The organism is Ktedonobacter robiniae (assembly GCF_016587375.1).
Classification (GTDB): Bacteria; Chloroflexota; Ktedonobacteria; order Ktedonobacterales; family Ktedonobacteraceae; genus Ktedonobacter; species Ktedonobacter robiniae.
The window spans coordinates 795,807-812,888 of record NZ_BNJG01000001.1; the positions used below are offsets into that span (position 1 = coordinate 795,807).

Here is a 17,082-nt window from a genome sequence, read left to right on the forward strand (position 1 = left end):
CTTACTTAAATATAAATTAACACTTCGTTAACACAAGTATAGAAAGTAAGTGTATTACATGGCTACTGTCACCCAGAAAAAAGAGATCTTCTTACCAAGGAGAGGTTCACGCGTGTCGAATGCCAAATCAACGCAACTCGTGCGCTCCACCGTTGCCACTAGCTGGCGTTGGATGTGGCCCGACCTGCTTATGCGAATTATCCCCATGAGCCTCGTTCCGCTCCTCTATATCGCCTTTTTTCATCTGCCGCTCTCATTTCTGGGGCTCACCCTGACACACGTGCCACTACACCTCCTCGTTGGCCTGCTGGTAGGAATTGGCATGGCGATCTTTGCCATTTTCTACCGGATGTACGTTGTTGGCCCCTGGTTTCGCTGGCCAACTGCAAGCGACCAGTGTTTCCAGAGCTTCTTCTACCTGTGTATTAACGCGCCAGTGGAAGAGCTTTTCTTTCGTGGCTTCCTCCTGACGATCGTCACCCAGTGGACTGGATGGCTGGGCTGGGGCTGGCTGGTAAGTACGGCGGTCTATACCCTCTATCATCGCCTGGGCAAATGGAACTGGCGTAGCGTGGGGGGAGTCGGCCTGGCGGGTATCGTTTTCAGCCTGGTCTACTTACTGCTTCCGGGACCCCATTCGCTTCTGGCGGTCACGCTCGTCCACGGCTTTACAACCAGTGGCTTCTTGAGTTGGGGAGATGAGGCGCTCTATCGCACCTGGAAACGCCGCCTTGCCCGCGCAGAAGCGGTACAAAAATAGGCATGCTGCTTTTTTCCACATACTGACCTCAGGGTACTATAACAATATATCATTGCAAAAATACATCTTTTAGCGTGCTTTGATGACCTGAATGGCTAGTGCTAGAGCTAACACTTGAGTCACACCCCAAAAAGCGTTAAGATAAGAGAGCCTGGTGCGGCACACATAACGACACCGTTTATTTGTATTTCTTGTGCAAATAGAGGTAACATAACATGATAGAGAGTAAATGCCACACCAGAAAAACTCATGCATCGAAATATAGCCATGAGGCGTTCTTAAGCGTGTTACCGTTACCTAAACATACACAATTCGTCTCCCCATTAAGGTACAGTGAACTCCCACTGAGCGGAAGACTCCGTGGCTTCTTCGGGAGCCACTGGAGACCACATTCAGTCGCTTCTTCGGAAGCTCAAGTTCACCAGACTCAGCCCCAGAAATGGGAGCTACGTTCGATAAGGTCATGACACCTGCGGTTGACGCATCAGACCGCTGCTCTGTCGCCTGGGTTTAAGTAGGCTTGAGGGAAGGGCCGGTGATCCAAGCGCAAAAAGCCTTTTGAACATTGTCGAGATGAAGCCGGATTCTTTTCGTGGATACCATGCTACCAGCTGACCCCCATCAAGGGTAAACTGTGGTATGGCAGCGAAAAGATACGCATCACCTGCCTTCGGGTAGAGTTTTTTGAGTCAATGGATCGTCTCTTGCTCACAAGGACAAGGGGCGATCCGGCGATTCATCTACGAGGGTAAAGACCTCGTCGTTTTCTCGCCACGCCTATATTAAAGATATGTCACTGGCAAAAACGTTATCCCAACCGTGGAGGTTTACTTCTTTGAAAATCGTAGTTACTGGTGGAGCGGGCTTTGTTGGCTCCCATCTTTGTAAACGTTTGCTCGACGAAGGGCACACCGTGTTATGCGCCGATAACTGTATTACAGGATCGACACGCAACATCGATGCTTTACGCACTCATCCAAATTTTCAATTCATCCAGCACGATGTAACCGAGCCTTTTGACTATGAGGCAGACGCCATCTTCCATATGGCCAGTCCAGCAAGCCCAATTGGATATATGGAGCATCCCATCGAGACCATCCTGGTCAATACCCAGGGCACACATCGTATGCTCGAAGCCGCGCGCAAAAACAACGCCCGCTTCCTGGTCTCATCCACCTCCGAAATCTATGGTGATCCCCTGGTTCATCCGCAGACTGAGAGCTACTGGGGCAACGTTAACCCTATTGGGCCACGCGCATGTTATGATGAGAGCAAACGCCTGGGCGAGACATTGACCATGGAGTTCGTGCGCCAGTATAACGTTAACGCGCGCATTGTGCGTATCTTCAACACCTATGGACCAAATAGCCAGATTCATGATGGCCGCATGATTCCAAACTTCATTACGCAGGCGCTCAAAAATGAGCCACTCGTCATCTATGGAGATGGCAGTAGGACGCGCAGCATCTGTTATGTTAGCGATCTCATCGATGGCTTGATGCGTGCCATGTTTAGCGAGAATACGCAGGGTGAGGTTTTCAACTTGGGCAATCCCAACGAGCATACCGTGCTTGACTATGCGCATGAGATCATTAAGCTTTGCAACTCGCGCTCAAACATCCTCTTTGAGCCAGTGCGTGTTGATGATCCAGAACGTCGCCGACCGGATATCACCAAGGCACGCCGGGTACTGGGCTGGGAACCCAGGATCGAGAAGGAAGAGGGGCTACGCCAGACCATCGCCTGGTTTAAAACGCAGATTCCTAACCTTTCAAGCGTCTTGTAAGCACATTCGGCACTTTTCGTTGTTATTGAGAAACATAGAGTAGAAACGGATTCGTATGAACAGTATCTCTGCCCAGAGCATGGACCGCCTGGATAATGCGCCACGTCATTCAGGATTCCAGCGTTTCCTGGAGATGTTCCACGAGCAAGGGGCAGTAGCCAATGTTGTGGGAGTTCTTGGTGCAATATGTGTTCTGGCATGTTTGATCGCGCTTCCGCCTGCCATAAGCATACGCGTTCTACTCTATGCGACCGCTAGCATCTGGGTCCTGCTCCGCCCACGCATGGCCCTCTACCTGCTTCCTTTCGCCGTCCCCTGGGGTTCACTCGATGCACTCAACCTGGGCGGAATAAACCTGACCAGCGGAGATATCCTGGTCTTCCTGCTAGCCGCAAGCTGGTTACTGGGATACGTCGTTCGTAACCAGCTAGGGGCACAACGTATTCATACAGGAACCTTTGATCGCGAAAGCTACAACTTACCACGCATCTTGACGATAGGGACAATCGTCCTACTTGTAGCGATGTGCCTCTCAATTCCAACTGCATTCAGCATGAAAGCGAGCTTAAAAGAGATTGCGAAATGGGTGGAGGTCGCGCTCATTCTTTGCCTGGGGACGCAGTATATCCGCACACGTCGCCAGGTCTGGACGCTTGTGATTCTATGCAGCCTGGCTGCCCTCTCGCAGGCCTTTATGGGCTATGCGCAATATGCCTTCAACCTGGGACCACAGTCGTTTATCCGCGATCAGGGACTACGCGTCTATGGGACCTTTGACCAGCCCAACCCCTACGCTGGCTATATCGATATGACGCTGCTTGTCACAGGAACGCTTATGCTCCTGGGACGCAACTGGTTGACACGGCTTGCCGCGGGCCTGGTAACACTGTTGCTGGGCATTGCCTTCGCGCTGGCTCAGTCGCGTGGAGGGCAGATTGCTCTGGCCCTGGCCCTCCTCTTCGTGTTTATCGCGGGTTTTCCTCGCCTCAACCTGCTCGTGCGCATAGGCGTTATCGCGCTCCTCCTCGGTATTGCGGGCTACTTCGCGGGCCTTATTCCAGAGCACTATGTCAATCCTATTTTGAATAAACTCGGCCTGACAGGCATCTCTTTTGCAAATCCCAGCAGCGATGATTTTTCTACGGCTGAGCGTCTGGCACATTGGATCGCCGGCCTCAACATGTTTCTGGATCACCCCTTCTTTGGCGTCGGTATCGGCAATTACCCCGTGGCTTACCCCAAATATTTCATTACGATCTTCAACAATTCGCTTGGGCACGCGCATAACTATTACATCAATATCGCAGCTGAGGCCGGTATCTTCGGCTTGATCGGGCTGCTTACTTTTTTGAGTGGCATTTTCCTGGTCGGCAGGCGCACGCTACAGTCTATGCACTTGCGTTTTCAGCAGTTGAAAACCCAGACCCTCTCAGCTCAAATCAAAGCGGGAGCCGAGGGCTGGCAACAGAGGCGCACCCTCCGACAGATGCGCTTGTTACAGAATGATTACGCCTTGACGATTGGGCTGATCGCCTCACTACTCGCTATCTGTATCCACAACTTCTTCGATAACCTCTATGTACACAGTATGACCAATCTTTTCGCGTTACTCATCGTTTTGCTGGTTCGCCTGCCTTACGTAACGCGACAGGAGGAATAAGGGAGGTAGACTTGATCTCAGATAACGCAGATCACACTGGTGATGGAAACACGTCTTCAGAGAGCCTGGCTGAAGATGCACAACAGCAAGCAAGCGTATCCGCGATCCCTCAACCTGATAGTGTTCCCATCAGCGTGCCAGAAATCACGCGTGACCAGCTCTCACTCTCGAAGCGCCTGTTGAACTGGCGTACCCTTATCCCCTTGATTATCGTCATTGTAGCCCTGGTCTACTTCGCGCAGAAGGCCAATATCAATCCCGCCAGGACTTGGGAGGCCATGAAAAGCGCGAATCTCTTTTTCTTCCTGGCAGCCTTCGCCATCTATTATCTCTCCTTTGGCATTCGGGCCTGGCGCTGGCGCCTGCTGCTCGAAAATGTGGGCTATCGCCGGGAGCAAGGGGTGCTCCTGCCGGGCTTCTGGAAGTTCGTTGAGATTATATTCATCTCCTTCTTCGCCAATGTAGTCGTGCCCGCCAAGCTTGGCGACCTCTACCGGGCGTACCTCTTGCGCCAGCAGGTCAACGTCTCAGGGACGCGCAGCTTTGGCACGGTGCTCTCAGAGCGTTTGCTCGACTTGATCATCCTGCTGCTGCTCTTTATTCCGGCGATTATCGTGAGTCTCCACGAGCATCTGCCTCCCCAACTCCAGCTTAGCCTGGAGCTGCTACTGGGCGCGGTTGTGCTGGGTATCCTGGGTCTATTCGTGCTCCGCCAGGCGCGTGAACCGATTGCACGTCTCATCCCAACACGTTTTCGTGGCCAGTACTATCATTTCCAGGAGGGAACGCTTGGCTCATTTCGACGCCTCCCCATCCTGATCCTGCTCACGGTTGGTGTCTGGCTCTGTGAGTCGCTACGCTTCTTCTTTGTCGCCGTCTCGCTGCACCTGATCGGTGGCAGCATCTTGCACATTACGGCGGCGGCGGTAGTCATTGGCCTGGCTGAGGCCCTGCTCACGATTGTACCCGCAACAGGTGGGGGCCTGGGCGTGGTTGAGATTGGGATGATCCCGATCATCGGCCTGTTTTACACTGGTCCCAACGCGGTCAATCTCTCAACCGCAGCAATCCTACTGGATCGTACCATCAGTCTTTTCAGCGTCCTGGTCTTTGGAGGGATCGTTTTCCTCATTGCCTTTGGGCGCCAAACGACTACGAAACCAAAGAAAATATACCTTGACAACATGGATAGGGCTTGACTATAATTTTCAGCGCAGGTCGGTGAGGATAAAGACCGTGAGCAGGTAGACATATACGCTACGGTTTTGCCCTTGCAAACAGGCCATGAGAGGGGGGATTCCTGGTGTCTGAAATTAGAATCAGCGAGAATGAGTCGTTTGAGACCGCTCTGAAACGCTTTAACCGCAAAATTCAACAGGACGGCATCCTTGCGGAAGCACGCCGAAGGGAACACTTCGAAAAGCCCAGCATGAAACGCAAACGTAAAGAGGCCACACGTCGCCGCAAAATGCAGCGCAGGGGTTAAACTGGAACGCGTCTGATGCCTACCTCCATTTCTGTTGAACATTGCCACTAAGAAATGGAGGTCTCTTATTTTTTGCGAATATACCCGATGTGTAAGTTGTTTTTGCCAGATTCGGTTTATGGTGTGGTGGGTCCTGGTAGCCTTCGGCTACCAGGACCCACCACACCATAAACCCGGGCGAGCGCCTCAGGCGCGACAGGAAAAAAGAAACATTATGCATGAGCATCCACTAATAGAGCTCTACATCACTATCGAAGATGCACAGCAGAGCGCCACAATTGAAAAGGCTCTGGAAAACGTTAACCTGGATGAGGTAGTCTCGCAGACGCTATCCGCCGTGAATATTCATGAGCCGATTATGGTAACGCTGCTTATTACCGATGACGAGGGCATTCGCGATATGAATAAACAGTATCGCGAGATCGACAAGGCAACCGATGTCCTCTCTTTCCCGCTGCTCAATGAGCCGCTGGTACAGGCGCCCGCCGAGCAGCTCTGGCCCGTCAGGGAGAGCGAGCCAGGGGCGCAGGAAAGTGTGCCCGATTTTATTACCCCACCTGAGACGGTCCAGAATCTAGGTGATATCGTGATGTCCTGGTCCACGCTGGAGCGCCAGGCTCAGGAGGCCAGACATAGCACAATCTACGAGCTACTCTATCTCCTCTCACATGGGGTGCTGCACCTGGTTGGCTATGACGACCATACCGAGGCGGGCTACCAGGCTATGATAGGCATTCAGCAGCGCGTCATGAACACACTTCAGCAAGCCTGAGAGCCATATATGAGAGATCTCATGAATAACCAGCCATCGGCGCCACCACCCTATCAGCCTGTGCCCCACAAGAGTAAGTGGGGCAAGTTTATTGCTGGATTCGGATTCGCCTTTAGTGGCATCCGCCATACCATCACGACTCAGCGCAATATGCGCGTGCACATCCTCATCGGGTTATGCGCGGTGCTCATGGGGCTGATCCTGCATATTTCAGCGTTGGAATTTGCAGTGCTCTTTGTCACCATGATCTGCGTCTTCACGGCAGAGATGTTTAACACCGTCTTTGAAATTTGTGTGGATCTGGTCTCTCCCCAATACCATCCCCTGGCCAAAATCGCTAAGGATGTTGCGGCAGGGGCAGTGCTCGTCAGCGCAATTCTGGCTGTGATGGTTGGCCTGTGTCTCTTTGGGGCTCCCCTCTGGCACCTGATCTTCCATTCTTGAGCAACTGGCCTCGGCTCATTGAGCGAGCCTTCAATAAAAGAGGATAGGCATAAAAAAATGAGGGCATTGCCCTCATTTTTTTATGCCTATCCTCTTTTATGATTAAGCCTTGACGCGCTCAACGTATTGACCGGAGCGTGTATCGATGCGAATTTTATCGCCAGGATTGATAAAGAGGGGAACGTTGATGGTCGCGCCAGTCTCCAGGGTTGCAGGCTTGGTTACGTTGGTCGCGGTATCACCACGTACGCCAGGCTCGGCGCTCTCTACGGTAAGCTCAAGGAAATTGGGAAGTTCAACTGCAATAATGTTCTCGCTCTCGACCAGCAGTTCAACCTCGTCCTGCTCTTTAAGAAACTTTATCGCGTCGCCCAGCATGCTTTTAGGTACTGGCTGCTGATCGAAGGTCTCGGTGTTCATAAAGATGTAGTCGTCGCCATCCACGTAGAGGAACTGCCAGTTCTGGTGCTCGACACGGACCTCATCAACCTCTTCGCCCGCACGGAAACGCTGCTCAATCACGCGGCCAGACTTGATATTCTTCAGGCGCGTGCGCACGAAGGCGCGCCAGTTGCCGGGGCTGACATGGTGGAACTCGGTGATGATATAGAGGTCGTTGTTAAAACGTATGACCATGCCGTTACGAAAATCGGCAGTCGTTGCGTTAGCCAATGGAGTAACTCCTTCTCGATTACAGTGTTTGTGCTTGCAAAGCAACCTATATGATATCATTGCTCATGCGCGAGCGGCAACAAAAATGCTCGCGGGCTGTCCCAGGACGACCAGGACAACTTTCTTTGTGATGCGCCAGTTCTGTTCGCGTAGCGCGGCCTCCCACAGGCGATTTTCGCTTGTCAGGGCTACCAGCAAGCCATCTGGACTCAACACGCGCCGAAACTCGTGCGCGAGGGCCTTATAGAGCTTGACATTCTTCTCGGGTGTTCCAATCTGCTTGCCAAAGGGCAGGTTGGTAATGATGCGCGTTATGGAGCCTTCCTCCAGGGGAAGGGAGCGCGCATCCCAGGTCTTAAGCGTCATCTCGACACGGGCATGCCGCGCATTACGTTGCGCAACTGTCACAGCCTCCTCACGTAAGTCTCCACCCAGCAGGGCCTCATATGGCTCCTCGGCAAGCCCACGCTCAATGAGAATGGTGCCCGCGCCACAGAGAGGATCAAGCACAATATCTTGCGCCGTTGGACGCGAGAGAACGCACATTGCGGCCGCAATGGTGGGCCGCAGCGAAGCGGGCAGGTGCTCCTGTTTATAATGGCGATGTCGCATGATCGCGTCACTGAGCCGGACACCTATCAGGACCTCGCTCCCATTGATCCAGACCCAGAATTCTATATCGGCATCATCTTTCACGAGGCGCATCCCCCGAGGCAGGTTTCGCTGGAGGGCCGCGCCCACCGATTCGCCGGCATCAATACGCCGGAACTCATGATAACCCGATTTCTGGCTCACGACGCGCCACGTTTTGGGTAGAGAGCCATGGTGCGCGCGGCGCCAGAGCGTCATCGCCTCGCTAACATTGGCATTGAGGGTCGCGCCATGCACCACACGCAGGGCATCACGCCCGGGACCTAAGCTCTTGATATGTGCCAGGGTGACAAATACATCTTCGACTGTGCGCAGCTCCAGTAACTCGGCTGGAGAGGCCGCTGTACGAAACAGCGCGATGCCGCGAGAGAACTTCACAAGCTCAGCATCAGCGAATCTGGCATGAATCTCACTAAAGGCAATCGTCTCCAACCCCGGCATCGTCATGACATAATACAGATACGACATCCACGTACTTTTTCTAATGAATAACAGTCACACTACATTACACGCTGAGAAAGGGCAGCAGAGAATGAGGAAGCCCAGCGTGCAATGTTATCACAAACCACTCTCTGAAGCAACGTAGAGAGATGTTTAGTGGCTGGTGAGCTTGCAATGTAAGCTCACCAGCCACTAAACATACCTTATTTTTCTCTACGCAAGCAGTCTGGCAACCTGCTCTGTATCGCGCACAAACCTGGCCAGGCGTTTCTTTTTGAGGTTTTCCCGCAAGATCCAGGCAATATCAGTGTCGTTCCACGAGGCACACTCACGCATCAGGGCAAACCCCTCGTTGGGGGAAGCAGCTGTTGCCACGCTCAAGGTATAGGCCAGGGTCCGTCGCAGGATACGAAAATCCTCATGCTTACGCTCAGCCAGGGGTACCGCCCTGGCCCGCTCCAGAACGATCCGCTGTAGATCCAGTGCCGCGTTCATCAGCTCCGGTGCATTGAACAGAGGGGCTTCCGCCAGCGTTGCGATGGCCGCGCGCTGTTGCAAGAAGCTCCCCTTCGTCGCCAGGGCGCGCAGGTGCGCCAGTATGGGAGAGGAGTTGGCCTGTAGCAGATGTTGAAACGCGATGGCCACTCCTTCGCGAATACGCCAATAGGGGCTACAGGAATAGCGATCCAACAACTCCAGCGTCTCCTCCTGCCAGCTCGGCTCAGCGGCTGCACACATCCCCGCGGAGATGACACCGCAGAGGATCACGAACTCAGAAGGTGTATTGCCCGACATCCATTTTCGATCACCACTGACAAAGTACTGTACCAGGGAATACACTTTATCGAGGTACCTGGGTATAGCCGCCGCCAGCAGGCCTCCGACATCATTTGCCAGCTCTAAGTTAGCGCGAGGTCCAGGTAGGCGGCTATTCTCGCGCAAATAAAACTCCAATGGTCGAGGATTACCCGTTAACGCCCTCTCTACCAGGGAAGACAAAGTATCATGCATGGCAACCCGTCCTTGTCATCCACAACTAGGATCAACTATGCTTCGCACTTCGCGTCTCCAGCCACGCCTCCTCCCGCCCTCGCCCGAGGTATCAGAGAGTAATCGTGAAACACCTCACGCTCTCCCTTTATTACCCCTTGCTTCCTCTTTTTCGCCAAAGATATAGAAGCTCGTATAACCTATTTTATCACAAGTTTGTTGTGGCTTTGCATATGAAAGGGTTATGATATTTGTTCAACGCTCTTCTCATCGGCTCGCTGCGCGAGCCGATGAGTAAAGGGGGGGTGTGGAAAATGGCTTTGTCATTTTCCACACCCCCCTTTACCCTGGAAGGTACAGGAACGCCTATACTACTGTGCGGCAGCTACAACACTGCTCTGCCCATATTTGCGGGCGTGATCCTCAATGGCACGATCCATAGCCGCCAGGGGATTCTTGACGACGGGGCCATGACCCGCAGAGAGACGCGTAGGCTCAAGGGCGCGAAGCTTGCGTGCACTCTCCAGGGCCAACCCCTTGTGCCAGGTCGCCTGGGCAACCAGGGGGAAGAGCGGCACAAAGGTGCCAGTTACAGCAACTTTTGCCATAGTCTGGAAGGCATCGCCAGCTATCAGGGTACGATCACGCGTATCCAGGAATGAGAGGTGCCCTGGCGTGTGCCCTGGCGTGGCAATGACCTCCAATGAACCCACGCGCTCGCCTTCGTGAATCAGGCGGGTGGGACGCGTTTTGCGCGCCGGCCAGCCCCCACGCAACTGATCCTGCGGCTCATCCTTATCCAGGCTCATATCTCCGGCAAGGAAACGAGACTCGCGCGCTCCAACCAACACTTCAGCATCTGGCAAGAGGTCATGCAGGGTGTCCAGCGCCCCCACGTGATCGACATGTGCATGGGTTAGCAACAAGCGTACAATTGGGAGATTATACCCCTGCGCGATTTTGAGGATCTGCGGCGCAATACCTTCAGTTGTACCGGCATCTACAAGCGTAAATCCATCCTCTTCGCGCACCAGATAAAAGTTGACAAAACCCATCTGGGTTATCTGGATAAAGTTCTCTCCATGTTGACGGACTTTCATTGGTTTCCCTCTTTCGTTTTTTGTCCATTTCGATGATGCCATACACTACTTCTGTGTTCAGATGTATGCTAGAGGCAGACTCCACACAAAAAAATAAACACAAACAAATGTATTAATCCAGATGTATTGTGGATTCATTGACCTCTAGCATGGACAGGAGCAGGCCCAGATTGTTGAGTTTGAGCAACACCCCATAGAGTGCCGCTTGATCTGGCAGAACTCCCTTAAGCAAAGTTGTTCCCTGATCCTCCTGGATAATCTCCAAGTCATCAAACCAGGACTGCCAGGATGGGTCCAGGTGGCCAGCAATGCGAATGCGGCATTTCATCATTCCCAGGTGCTCCTCTGTATATCTTCGTTCTGAGACAAAGATACCATGAGCATCGGGGTCACAATGATAGCCAAAAGGCTACCTAATGGCCACCTTTTGGCTATCATCGCAAAAAGAAACGGCAAGCACAGAAGAGAACTAGAGCAGAGAGCGCTCACGGGCACAAGCCACAGCTTGCAGACGATTCTCTGCTCCCAGTTTACTCAAAATACCAGCGACATGCTTTTTGGCGGTGCCCAGCGATACCACGAGCTGGCGTGCAATATCCTGGTTGGTCGCGCCCTGGGCTAACAAACGCAATACTTCCTCTTCACGCCGAGTCAGTGGCTCGTTTGGTAGTAACTGAGACTGCTTCTGACCCTCCGAACCTTGTTTTAGTGGCTGAGACGAAGGGCTGATATCTGGCGCAACTTCTGCCTTTGCGTGAGCGTGGTCGGCTGGGAAAGCCGCAAGCAGTTTGCTGATATAGGGGAGCGCAATCATGGAGTTTGTTGGATTGGTAAGCAGGCTTTGTAGTACTTCCTGCATAGGTTGGCCTACATCGACATAGACCCGGACATAGCCTGCTGGTTCACTGATAGTAAGCGCACGAATTGCAACCTCTCGCGCACGCTCAGCCTCACCTGCTTGCTGATAAGCTGCGGCCCACAGGGCCAAAAATTCGATTCTAGAGCTACTATCCCCAGATTGATCCAGTTCTGTGCTGAAACGTTGTAGGGCCGCCAGTGCTTGTTCATGCTGATGCAGGGCGAGATACACCCGTATCAAAGTCATAAACTCCTCTTTGCGTTTAGCATCCCAGGTTTCCAGGCGCGCAGCCTCGCGTTCAGCCCAACTGCGAGCAGCTACCAGGTCGCCAGTCTTGAGCCAGTACCAGACCTGTACAACGGTGACCCGGAAGCTGTGGAGAGCAAATTGTCGCCGCTGTACAATCTCCTCGGCCTTTGCAAGCATCGCTGGCACCACATCTAGTTCGCCAGCGATAACTGAGAGCCAGGCCGAATAGGCCTGACCGACAATAATCTGATCCACCTGCTGCCAGATATGTGAGAACTGACGCAGGGTCTGTGCGGCCTCCAGTGCTTCATCCATGCGGTTCCAGGCATAGTAGATACAGGCCCGGTAGTAGTGTAAATAGCCTGTCTGGGCCGTTTGCCCTCCAACCTGTTCAATAAGATCGAGCGCGGCCTGGCACTCGCTATAGGCCAGGTGAAGCTGACCGGCTCGCGCATAAAGATGCGTGAGCCAGCGCATAATCTTAATCAGCACGAGACGGTTGCCTGCCCTGCTCGCCTGATGTTTAGCCTCCAGGAACTGTGGTACCAGGTTTGCCCCCTGGCGTTGCAGCGATTCGCTCATCCAGAAAGTTAAAGCGAGTGGGATCATGCGCCAGGAGATATCATCTTCATCCTCGATCAACTCCTGCATCTCTTGCCAGAGCTGTTGAAGCATGTGACTGGAACCCGCTGACACAACATCAAAAGCCGCGCGCCCGGCGCGTAATAGCTCGATTCTTCGCTGGAGTAATCTCGCAGAGGGAGTCGGAGTCTCCTGGGTACGCAGCACGGCCTCGACGCGCGCAATCGTCGCTTCGACCTGGAACTGGGTACGCGTTCGCAGAGGCTCGATGCTCTGGTTGACCATATCCTGCAAGCGGAAAGCCGCGTCCAGTGCCAGGCGCGCATGCTTTTGAAAAATGGGATCGGGCAGCAACATGACCCAGTTGTAGACGGTTCGGGCCTCCCCACTCAGCCAGAGTTCCTCAGCAGCCTGTTCCATGAGCATAGCAGCCAGGGGATAGTCGGCAGCGGCTACCGCATAGGGGATTGCTTCCTGCAAGATTCCCTGCTCACCATACCAACGCGCCGCGCGGCTCTGCAATTCCTGGGCCAGCGCTGGCTCTGTAGCCTGCAAACGCGCCAGCAGCACGCCGCGAAAGAGATCATGCAGACGATACCACCGTTGCTGCTCATCCAGGGGCACAAGAAAGAGGTTACGTACCTCCAGCGTCTCCAGCATCTGCTGACAATCCATCTCTCCAGTCACAGCCTGACACAGGGATGCATTCATACGCGTCAATACTGAGGCCTGAAACAGAAAGCGCTGAATCCTGGCAGGTTGGCGCGCCAGAATCTCCTCCTGCACATAGTCTAGCAGCAAGCGGTGGCTACCGCTGAGTTGCTGAACAAACGCCGCAGTATCTTCGTGTTGCCGTAAAGCCAGCGCGGCCAGTTGTAGACCCGCAATCCAGCCTTCAGTGCGCTCGGCAAGTCGCTTCACATCCTCTTCCGCCAATGGGAGATGCATAGATTCCAGGAGAAAACGCCCGGTCTCTTCCTGGGTAAAACGCAGATCCTTGTGGCGGATCTCCTCGACCTGGCCATGCAGGCGCCAGCGAGCCAGCGGAAAGGGAGGATTTATGCGCGAGGCGAGTATCAGGTGTAAATGAGTAGGTAGGTGTTCCAGGAGAAAGATCAACCCCTCCTGGATAGCTGGCTCATTAATACCGTGATAGTCGTCGATAATGAGTACAAGGGGTTCAGCCAGGTGGAGCATATCTTCCAGGAGTGCGCTCAAAATCGTTGTCAGTGGGGAGGCTCAGGAGAACTAAGCAGAGTCAATGAGTTCTGCCCAATTTCCGGCAGGCGCGTGCGCAGGGCGGCAATCAACACAGTCCAGAAGCGCGTCGGATTGTTGTCTAGCTCATCCAAGGAAAGCCAGGCCACGCTCTGCGAGGTACATGCAACCCAGGCTCGTAACAGCGTTGTTTTGCCTGATCCAGCCGGGGCAGAGAGCAGCGTCAATGGCACCATCAATGCCCGGTCCAGGACTGCTAGCAAGCGTTCACGGACTACCAGCGTCGCAGGCAGGCGCGGAGGTGAAACCTTGGGGAGTAAGAGAGCCATAGGGAGGCTAGAACGGTCGCTCATGATGTCCTTTACTCGCGTATGTGCGACTACAGCAAAATACATAGTTCTTTCTAAATTTTATAACACAGCAATGGACAAATGAGCAACTTGATTGGAGAACAAGCATAACATTGACGTTAACGTCAATGTTATGCTATACTATGCATATATCCAAACATACTTTTTGTGTCATTTTGACGCTGGGAAGAAGCACCATGTCAGTTTCGCAGGAGCCGGAGACTACCGGAAGTGAGCAGGATTCCCCCTGCTATAGTATCGAACAGGTCGCGACGCGCATTGGTATGACCAAGCGTACGCTGCGCTATTACGAAGAAATGGGCTTGCTGCCGCCAACTGATCGTACCGAAGGGAATTACCGACGCTACAGTGAAGCAGATGTGCAACGCTTGATACGAGTCAAAGAGCTACGTAGTTTGCTTGGTTTCTCGTTGAGCGAGATTCGCGAATTGTTGAGCGCGGATGAGGAGCGAGATCAGCTTAAGGCAGCATATCACGCTGAGAGCGATCCCCCCACGCGCATAGCACAGCTTGACCGCGTTGATGAGCTTATCGGGAAACAGCTTGAACTGGTCGAGCAGAAAATCGCGGGCCTGGAACAGATGCGTGCCTCATTGCAGGCCAAACTGGCGCGCCACGCGCAAGTCAAACAACAACTTCACCAAATTTAATTACTAAAAAACTAATTATCTATAATGTCTCTGCTTAGGTTATAGCGCCACTCCGTGGCTCGTTTGGGTAAGGGTGTGGTGCAGGCAGGCTACAGGCTGCCTGCACCACACCCTTACCCAAACGATGGTCAGCACTAGAAATGGAATCTCTCTGCATTATGCACACATTAACGAATGAACAGAAGGAGTTAACAGCTCAAGAATTAGTAACGCCAAACACTGTCCGCGAGATTGAGGAGGCCTCAAGCAAACGCTGGCGGACGTTCGCAGCTCTCCGTCACCGTAATTTTCGCCTCTTCTGGCTGGGGCAACTCATCTCTCTTATTGGCACCTGGATGCAGACGATTGGCCAATCCTGGCTCGTCTTACGCTTAACAGGCAGCGCCTGGGCGCTGGGTATTGTTGGAGCACTGCAATTTGTTCCCATCCTCTTCTTTGCCCTCTTTGGTGGTATCCTGGCCGATCACCTCCCCAAGCGGCGCGTTTTAGTCTTCACTCAAACCTTCGCCATGCTCCAGGCGGCTGTGCTTGGAGTCCTGGTCATGACACATACCGTACAGCTCTGGCACGTCTATGTGCTAGCACTCCTGCTCGGTTTGACAAATGCCTTTGATATGCCGACACGCCAGTCCTTCGTGGTTGAGATGGTGGGACGCGAAGATCTGACCAACGCCATCGCCTTGAACTCCTCGCTCTTTAATATGGCGCGTATCGTTGGCCCTGGCATCGGCGGCTTAATCATTGCCTGGTTGGGCGAGGCCCCCCTCTTTGTGATTAACGCGGTCAGCTTTGTTCCCGTTATCGCGGGACTGCTCATGATCGATACCACCAGACTGCATGCGCCCGTGAAGCGCGCGGGGCAGGTGGTGGCGAATAAAGGGGTGCGCGGGACCTTCTTGAGCCTGGGCGAAGGCCTGCGTTATATTCAGCGCACCCCCCTGCTCCTGCTGACGATCATCATTGTAGGTGCGGTCTCGCTCTTTGGCATTAACTTTAATGTCACCCTACCGCTGTTTGCGACGAATGTGCTCAGCATAGGACCAGATGGCTATGGTTTTCTCTCCTCGGCCTATGGCGTGGGTTCACTGGTAGCGGCGCTCTGGATAGCCACACAGGGCAAGAAACCCATTTTTAAAAAGATTGTCCTGTTCTGTATAGCCTTTAGCGCGCTTGAGGTCATTTTCTCGCTCTCGAAACTGCCTATGCTCTCCTTCTTGATCATCGCGCTCGTCGGCTTTACGCAAATTAGTTTCTCCGCGGCTGCCAATACGCTACTCCAGACTGTGACGCCAGACCATTTGCGTGGTAGAATAATGAGCGTTTACACCTTAGTCTTTGTTGGCACCACGCCAATTGGCAACCTCTTTATCGGCGGCCTGGCGAGTGCCTTAGGAGCATCAATTTCATTCCTTGTCGGTGGTGCATTAAGCTTGATTGCCGCGATTATCGGCTGGGTCATACGCGCCTCCGCGGAGCAGAACACCGTTGAACAACGCACAAACGTACGCTAAAGAGTGGTGCAGCTATCCACTTTCTATTGCTGACCAGCAAGAGCATATTCAGCACTATGAGCGGCTCTTTGATGAGATCCAGCCCGGCGACCCGGCTCTGCTGTACTGGTCCCTTGCACAGCACCATGGCCTGGTCCTGGGTATCTCACAAAAGCCTGAGAGCCTCAACCAGGAGGCCTTGCGCGAACGAGATCTGCCGGTGTATCGCCGGCGGGCAGGGGGCACGGCGGTCCTGGTCGGGCCAGGGCTACTCTGTCTCGATGTCATTCTGCCGGCGGGGCATCCCTTGATTACCACGGATATTGTTGAATCCTACCGCTGGTTTGGCGAGGCCTGGGTCGAGACCTTGCGTGTCCTGGGCATCGAGACGCGCACCATCTCGGCTGAGGAGGCTCACAGTGAGCGCGCACGCCTGAAGCAGGCTGAAACACACGCCTATGAAGCCTTGATGAATCGCTCCTGCTATGGCACGCTCTCCCCCTATGAAGTCGTCGTTGGCAAACGCAAAGTCGTAGGACTCTGCATGGTACGTCGTCGCCAGGGGAGCCTGCTCCAGGCAGGGGTCGTCCTTGATTGGGAGAGCGATCTCCTCGCACACGTCTTGGGACAAACAGCCCAGGAACAGGAGTTGTTACGAAGTGGGCTACCTGAGCGCGCCATCGGCCTCAATCGGCTTAGCGCCACCCCTCCAGGAATAAATGCTATCATTCACGCGTTTGAAGAAGTGGTAGCCATGTTCACGCACGTCTCAATTGAGCGTGCTACTACCACATCAGAGACCATGGGCCAATCCAATTGACCCATAGGCTATTTATTATTGGACCACACAAACCATAAGTAACGATCCGATAAACAAAAACAACGGACCAAAAAATTTTAC

General features: G+C 53.5%; 17 protein-coding genes. 10 read left to right on the forward strand and 7 right to left on the reverse strand.

Going from position 1 to position 17,082, the window contains the following annotated elements:
* Positions 1-112: 112 nt before the first annotated feature.
* The 7 genes from JMJ04_RS03240 (at position 113) to JMJ04_RS03270 (ending at position 6,908) form a co-directional block, all read left to right on the forward strand.
* On the forward strand, positions 113-760 hold the full coding sequence (locus tag JMJ04_RS03240; RefSeq protein WP_201369123.1) for a CPBP family intramembrane glutamic endopeptidase: 648 nt from the start codon (positions 113-115) through the stop codon (positions 758-760).
* 835 nt (positions 761-1,595) lie between these two features.
* Complete coding sequence (locus tag JMJ04_RS03245) at positions 1,596-2,546, forward strand: UDP-glucuronic acid decarboxylase family protein (RefSeq protein ID WP_201369124.1); 951 nt, start codon at positions 1,596-1,598, stop codon at positions 2,544-2,546.
* Positions 2,547-2,601: 55 nt separating this feature from the next.
* Complete coding sequence (locus JMJ04_RS03250) at positions 2,602-4,206, forward strand: O-antigen ligase family protein (RefSeq protein WP_201369125.1); 1,605 nt, start codon at positions 2,602-2,604, stop codon at positions 4,204-4,206.
* 11 nt (positions 4,207-4,217) lie between these two features.
* Positions 4,218-5,405: a lysylphosphatidylglycerol synthase transmembrane domain-containing protein gene (locus JMJ04_RS03255; RefSeq protein ID WP_201369126.1), complete on the forward strand. Its 1,188-nt coding sequence runs from the start codon at positions 4,218-4,220 to the stop codon at positions 5,403-5,405.
* A 104-nt stretch (positions 5,406-5,509) separates the two neighbouring features.
* Entirely contained in the window at positions 5,510-5,692 is a 183-nt protein-coding gene (gene rpsU, locus JMJ04_RS03260; protein WP_007910606.1) for a 30S ribosomal protein S21, read from the forward strand.
* Between the two features lie 214 nt (positions 5,693-5,906).
* The gene (gene ybeY / locus JMJ04_RS03265) at positions 5,907-6,464 is read left to right on the forward strand and encodes an rRNA maturation RNase YbeY (RefSeq protein ID WP_201369127.1); all 558 of its coding nucleotides are present in this window, start codon (positions 5,907-5,909) and stop codon (positions 6,462-6,464) included.
* 9 nt (positions 6,465-6,473) lie between these two features.
* On the forward strand, positions 6,474-6,908 hold the full coding sequence (locus JMJ04_RS03270; protein ID WP_201369128.1) for a diacylglycerol kinase family protein: 435 nt from the start codon (positions 6,474-6,476) through the stop codon (positions 6,906-6,908).
* Between the two features lie 102 nt (positions 6,909-7,010).
* Here JMJ04_RS03270 and efp read toward each other — a convergent pair whose 3' ends face one another.
* The 7 genes from efp to JMJ04_RS03305 all read right to left on the reverse strand — a co-directional run bounded on the left by efp (position 7,011) and on the right by JMJ04_RS03305 (position 14,023).
* Positions 7,011-7,580, reverse strand: a complete 570-nt coding sequence (efp, locus tag JMJ04_RS03275) for an elongation factor P (RefSeq protein WP_201369129.1) — start codon at positions 7,578-7,580, stop codon at positions 7,011-7,013.
* Positions 7,581-7,643: 63 nt separating this feature from the next.
* On the reverse strand, positions 7,644-8,699 hold the full coding sequence (locus JMJ04_RS03280; protein ID WP_201369130.1) for a methyltransferase domain-containing protein: 1,056 nt from the start codon (positions 8,697-8,699) through the stop codon (positions 7,644-7,646).
* 186 nt (positions 8,700-8,885) lie between these two features.
* A complete protein-coding gene (locus JMJ04_RS03285) occupies positions 8,886-9,683 on the reverse strand; it encodes a hypothetical protein (protein ID WP_201369131.1) in 798 nt (265 codons plus the stop codon).
* A 350-nt stretch (positions 9,684-10,033) separates the two neighbouring features.
* A complete protein-coding gene (locus tag JMJ04_RS03290; RefSeq protein WP_201369132.1) occupies positions 10,034-10,762 on the reverse strand; it encodes an MBL fold metallo-hydrolase in 729 nt (242 codons plus the stop codon).
* A gap of 112 nt (positions 10,763-10,874) precedes the next feature.
* Complete coding sequence (locus tag JMJ04_RS03295) at positions 10,875-11,093, reverse strand: hypothetical protein (RefSeq protein WP_420799456.1); 219 nt, start codon at positions 11,091-11,093, stop codon at positions 10,875-10,877.
* Positions 11,094-11,231: 138 nt separating this feature from the next.
* Complete coding sequence (locus tag JMJ04_RS03300) at positions 11,232-13,670, reverse strand: winged helix-turn-helix domain-containing protein (RefSeq protein WP_201369133.1); 2,439 nt, start codon at positions 13,668-13,670, stop codon at positions 11,232-11,234.
* A gap of 8 nt (positions 13,671-13,678) precedes the next feature.
* The gene (locus JMJ04_RS03305; protein WP_201369134.1) at positions 13,679-14,023 is read right to left on the reverse strand and encodes a hypothetical protein; all 345 of its coding nucleotides are present in this window, start codon (positions 14,021-14,023) and stop codon (positions 13,679-13,681) included.
* A 194-nt stretch (positions 14,024-14,217) separates the two neighbouring features.
* Here JMJ04_RS03305 and JMJ04_RS03310 point away from each other — a divergent pair, with 194 nt between their 5' ends.
* The 3 genes from JMJ04_RS03310 to JMJ04_RS03320 all read left to right on the forward strand — a co-directional run bounded on the left by JMJ04_RS03310 (position 14,218) and on the right by JMJ04_RS03320 (position 17,001).
* The gene (locus tag JMJ04_RS03310; RefSeq protein ID WP_201369135.1) at positions 14,218-14,691 is read left to right on the forward strand and encodes a helix-turn-helix domain-containing protein; all 474 of its coding nucleotides are present in this window, start codon (positions 14,218-14,220) and stop codon (positions 14,689-14,691) included.
* A gap of 158 nt (positions 14,692-14,849) precedes the next feature.
* A complete protein-coding gene (locus tag JMJ04_RS03315) occupies positions 14,850-16,202 on the forward strand; it encodes an MFS transporter (protein ID WP_201369136.1) in 1,353 nt (450 codons plus the stop codon).
* Entirely contained in the window at positions 16,177-17,001 is an 825-nt protein-coding gene (locus JMJ04_RS03320; RefSeq protein WP_201369137.1) for a lipoate--protein ligase family protein, read from the forward strand. Before JMJ04_RS03315 ends, JMJ04_RS03320 begins: the two co-directional genes overlap by 26 nt.
* Positions 17,002-17,082 lie beyond the last annotated feature (81 nt).

What these genes read in the sequence shown, in the direction of transcription:
- JMJ04_RS03250 (WP_201369125.1), top strand. Translation starts at nt 2,602, where the DNA reads ATGAACAGTATCTCTGCCCAGAGCATGGACCGCCTGGATAATGCGCCA.
- ybeY (WP_201369127.1), top strand. Translation starts at nt 5,907, where the DNA reads ATGCATGAGCATCCACTAATAGAGCTCTACATCACTATCGAAGATGCA.
- JMJ04_RS03270 (WP_201369128.1), top strand. Translation starts at nt 6,474, where the DNA reads ATGAGAGATCTCATGAATAACCAGCCATCGGCGCCACCACCCTATCAG.
- JMJ04_RS03280 (WP_201369130.1), bottom strand. Translation starts at nt 8,699, where the DNA reads ATGTCGTATCTGTATTATGTCATGACGATGCCGGGGTTGGAGACGATT.
- JMJ04_RS03285 (WP_201369131.1), bottom strand. Translation starts at nt 9,683, where the DNA reads ATGCATGATACTTTGTCTTCCCTGGTAGAGAGGGCGTTAACGGGTAAT.
- JMJ04_RS03290 (WP_201369132.1), bottom strand. Translation starts at nt 10,762, where the DNA reads ATGAAAGTCCGTCAACATGGAGAGAACTTTATCCAGATAACCCAGATG.
- JMJ04_RS03295 (WP_420799456.1), bottom strand. Translation starts at nt 11,093, where the DNA reads ATGATGAAATGCCGCATTCGCATTGCTGGCCACCTGGACCCATCCTGG.
- JMJ04_RS03305 (WP_201369134.1), bottom strand. Translation starts at nt 14,023, where the DNA reads ATGAGCGACCGTTCTAGCCTCCCTATGGCTCTCTTACTCCCCAAGGTT.
- JMJ04_RS03310 (WP_201369135.1), top strand. Translation starts at nt 14,218, where the DNA reads ATGTCAGTTTCGCAGGAGCCGGAGACTACCGGAAGTGAGCAGGATTCC.
- JMJ04_RS03315 (WP_201369136.1), top strand. Translation starts at nt 14,850, where the DNA reads ATGCACACATTAACGAATGAACAGAAGGAGTTAACAGCTCAAGAATTA.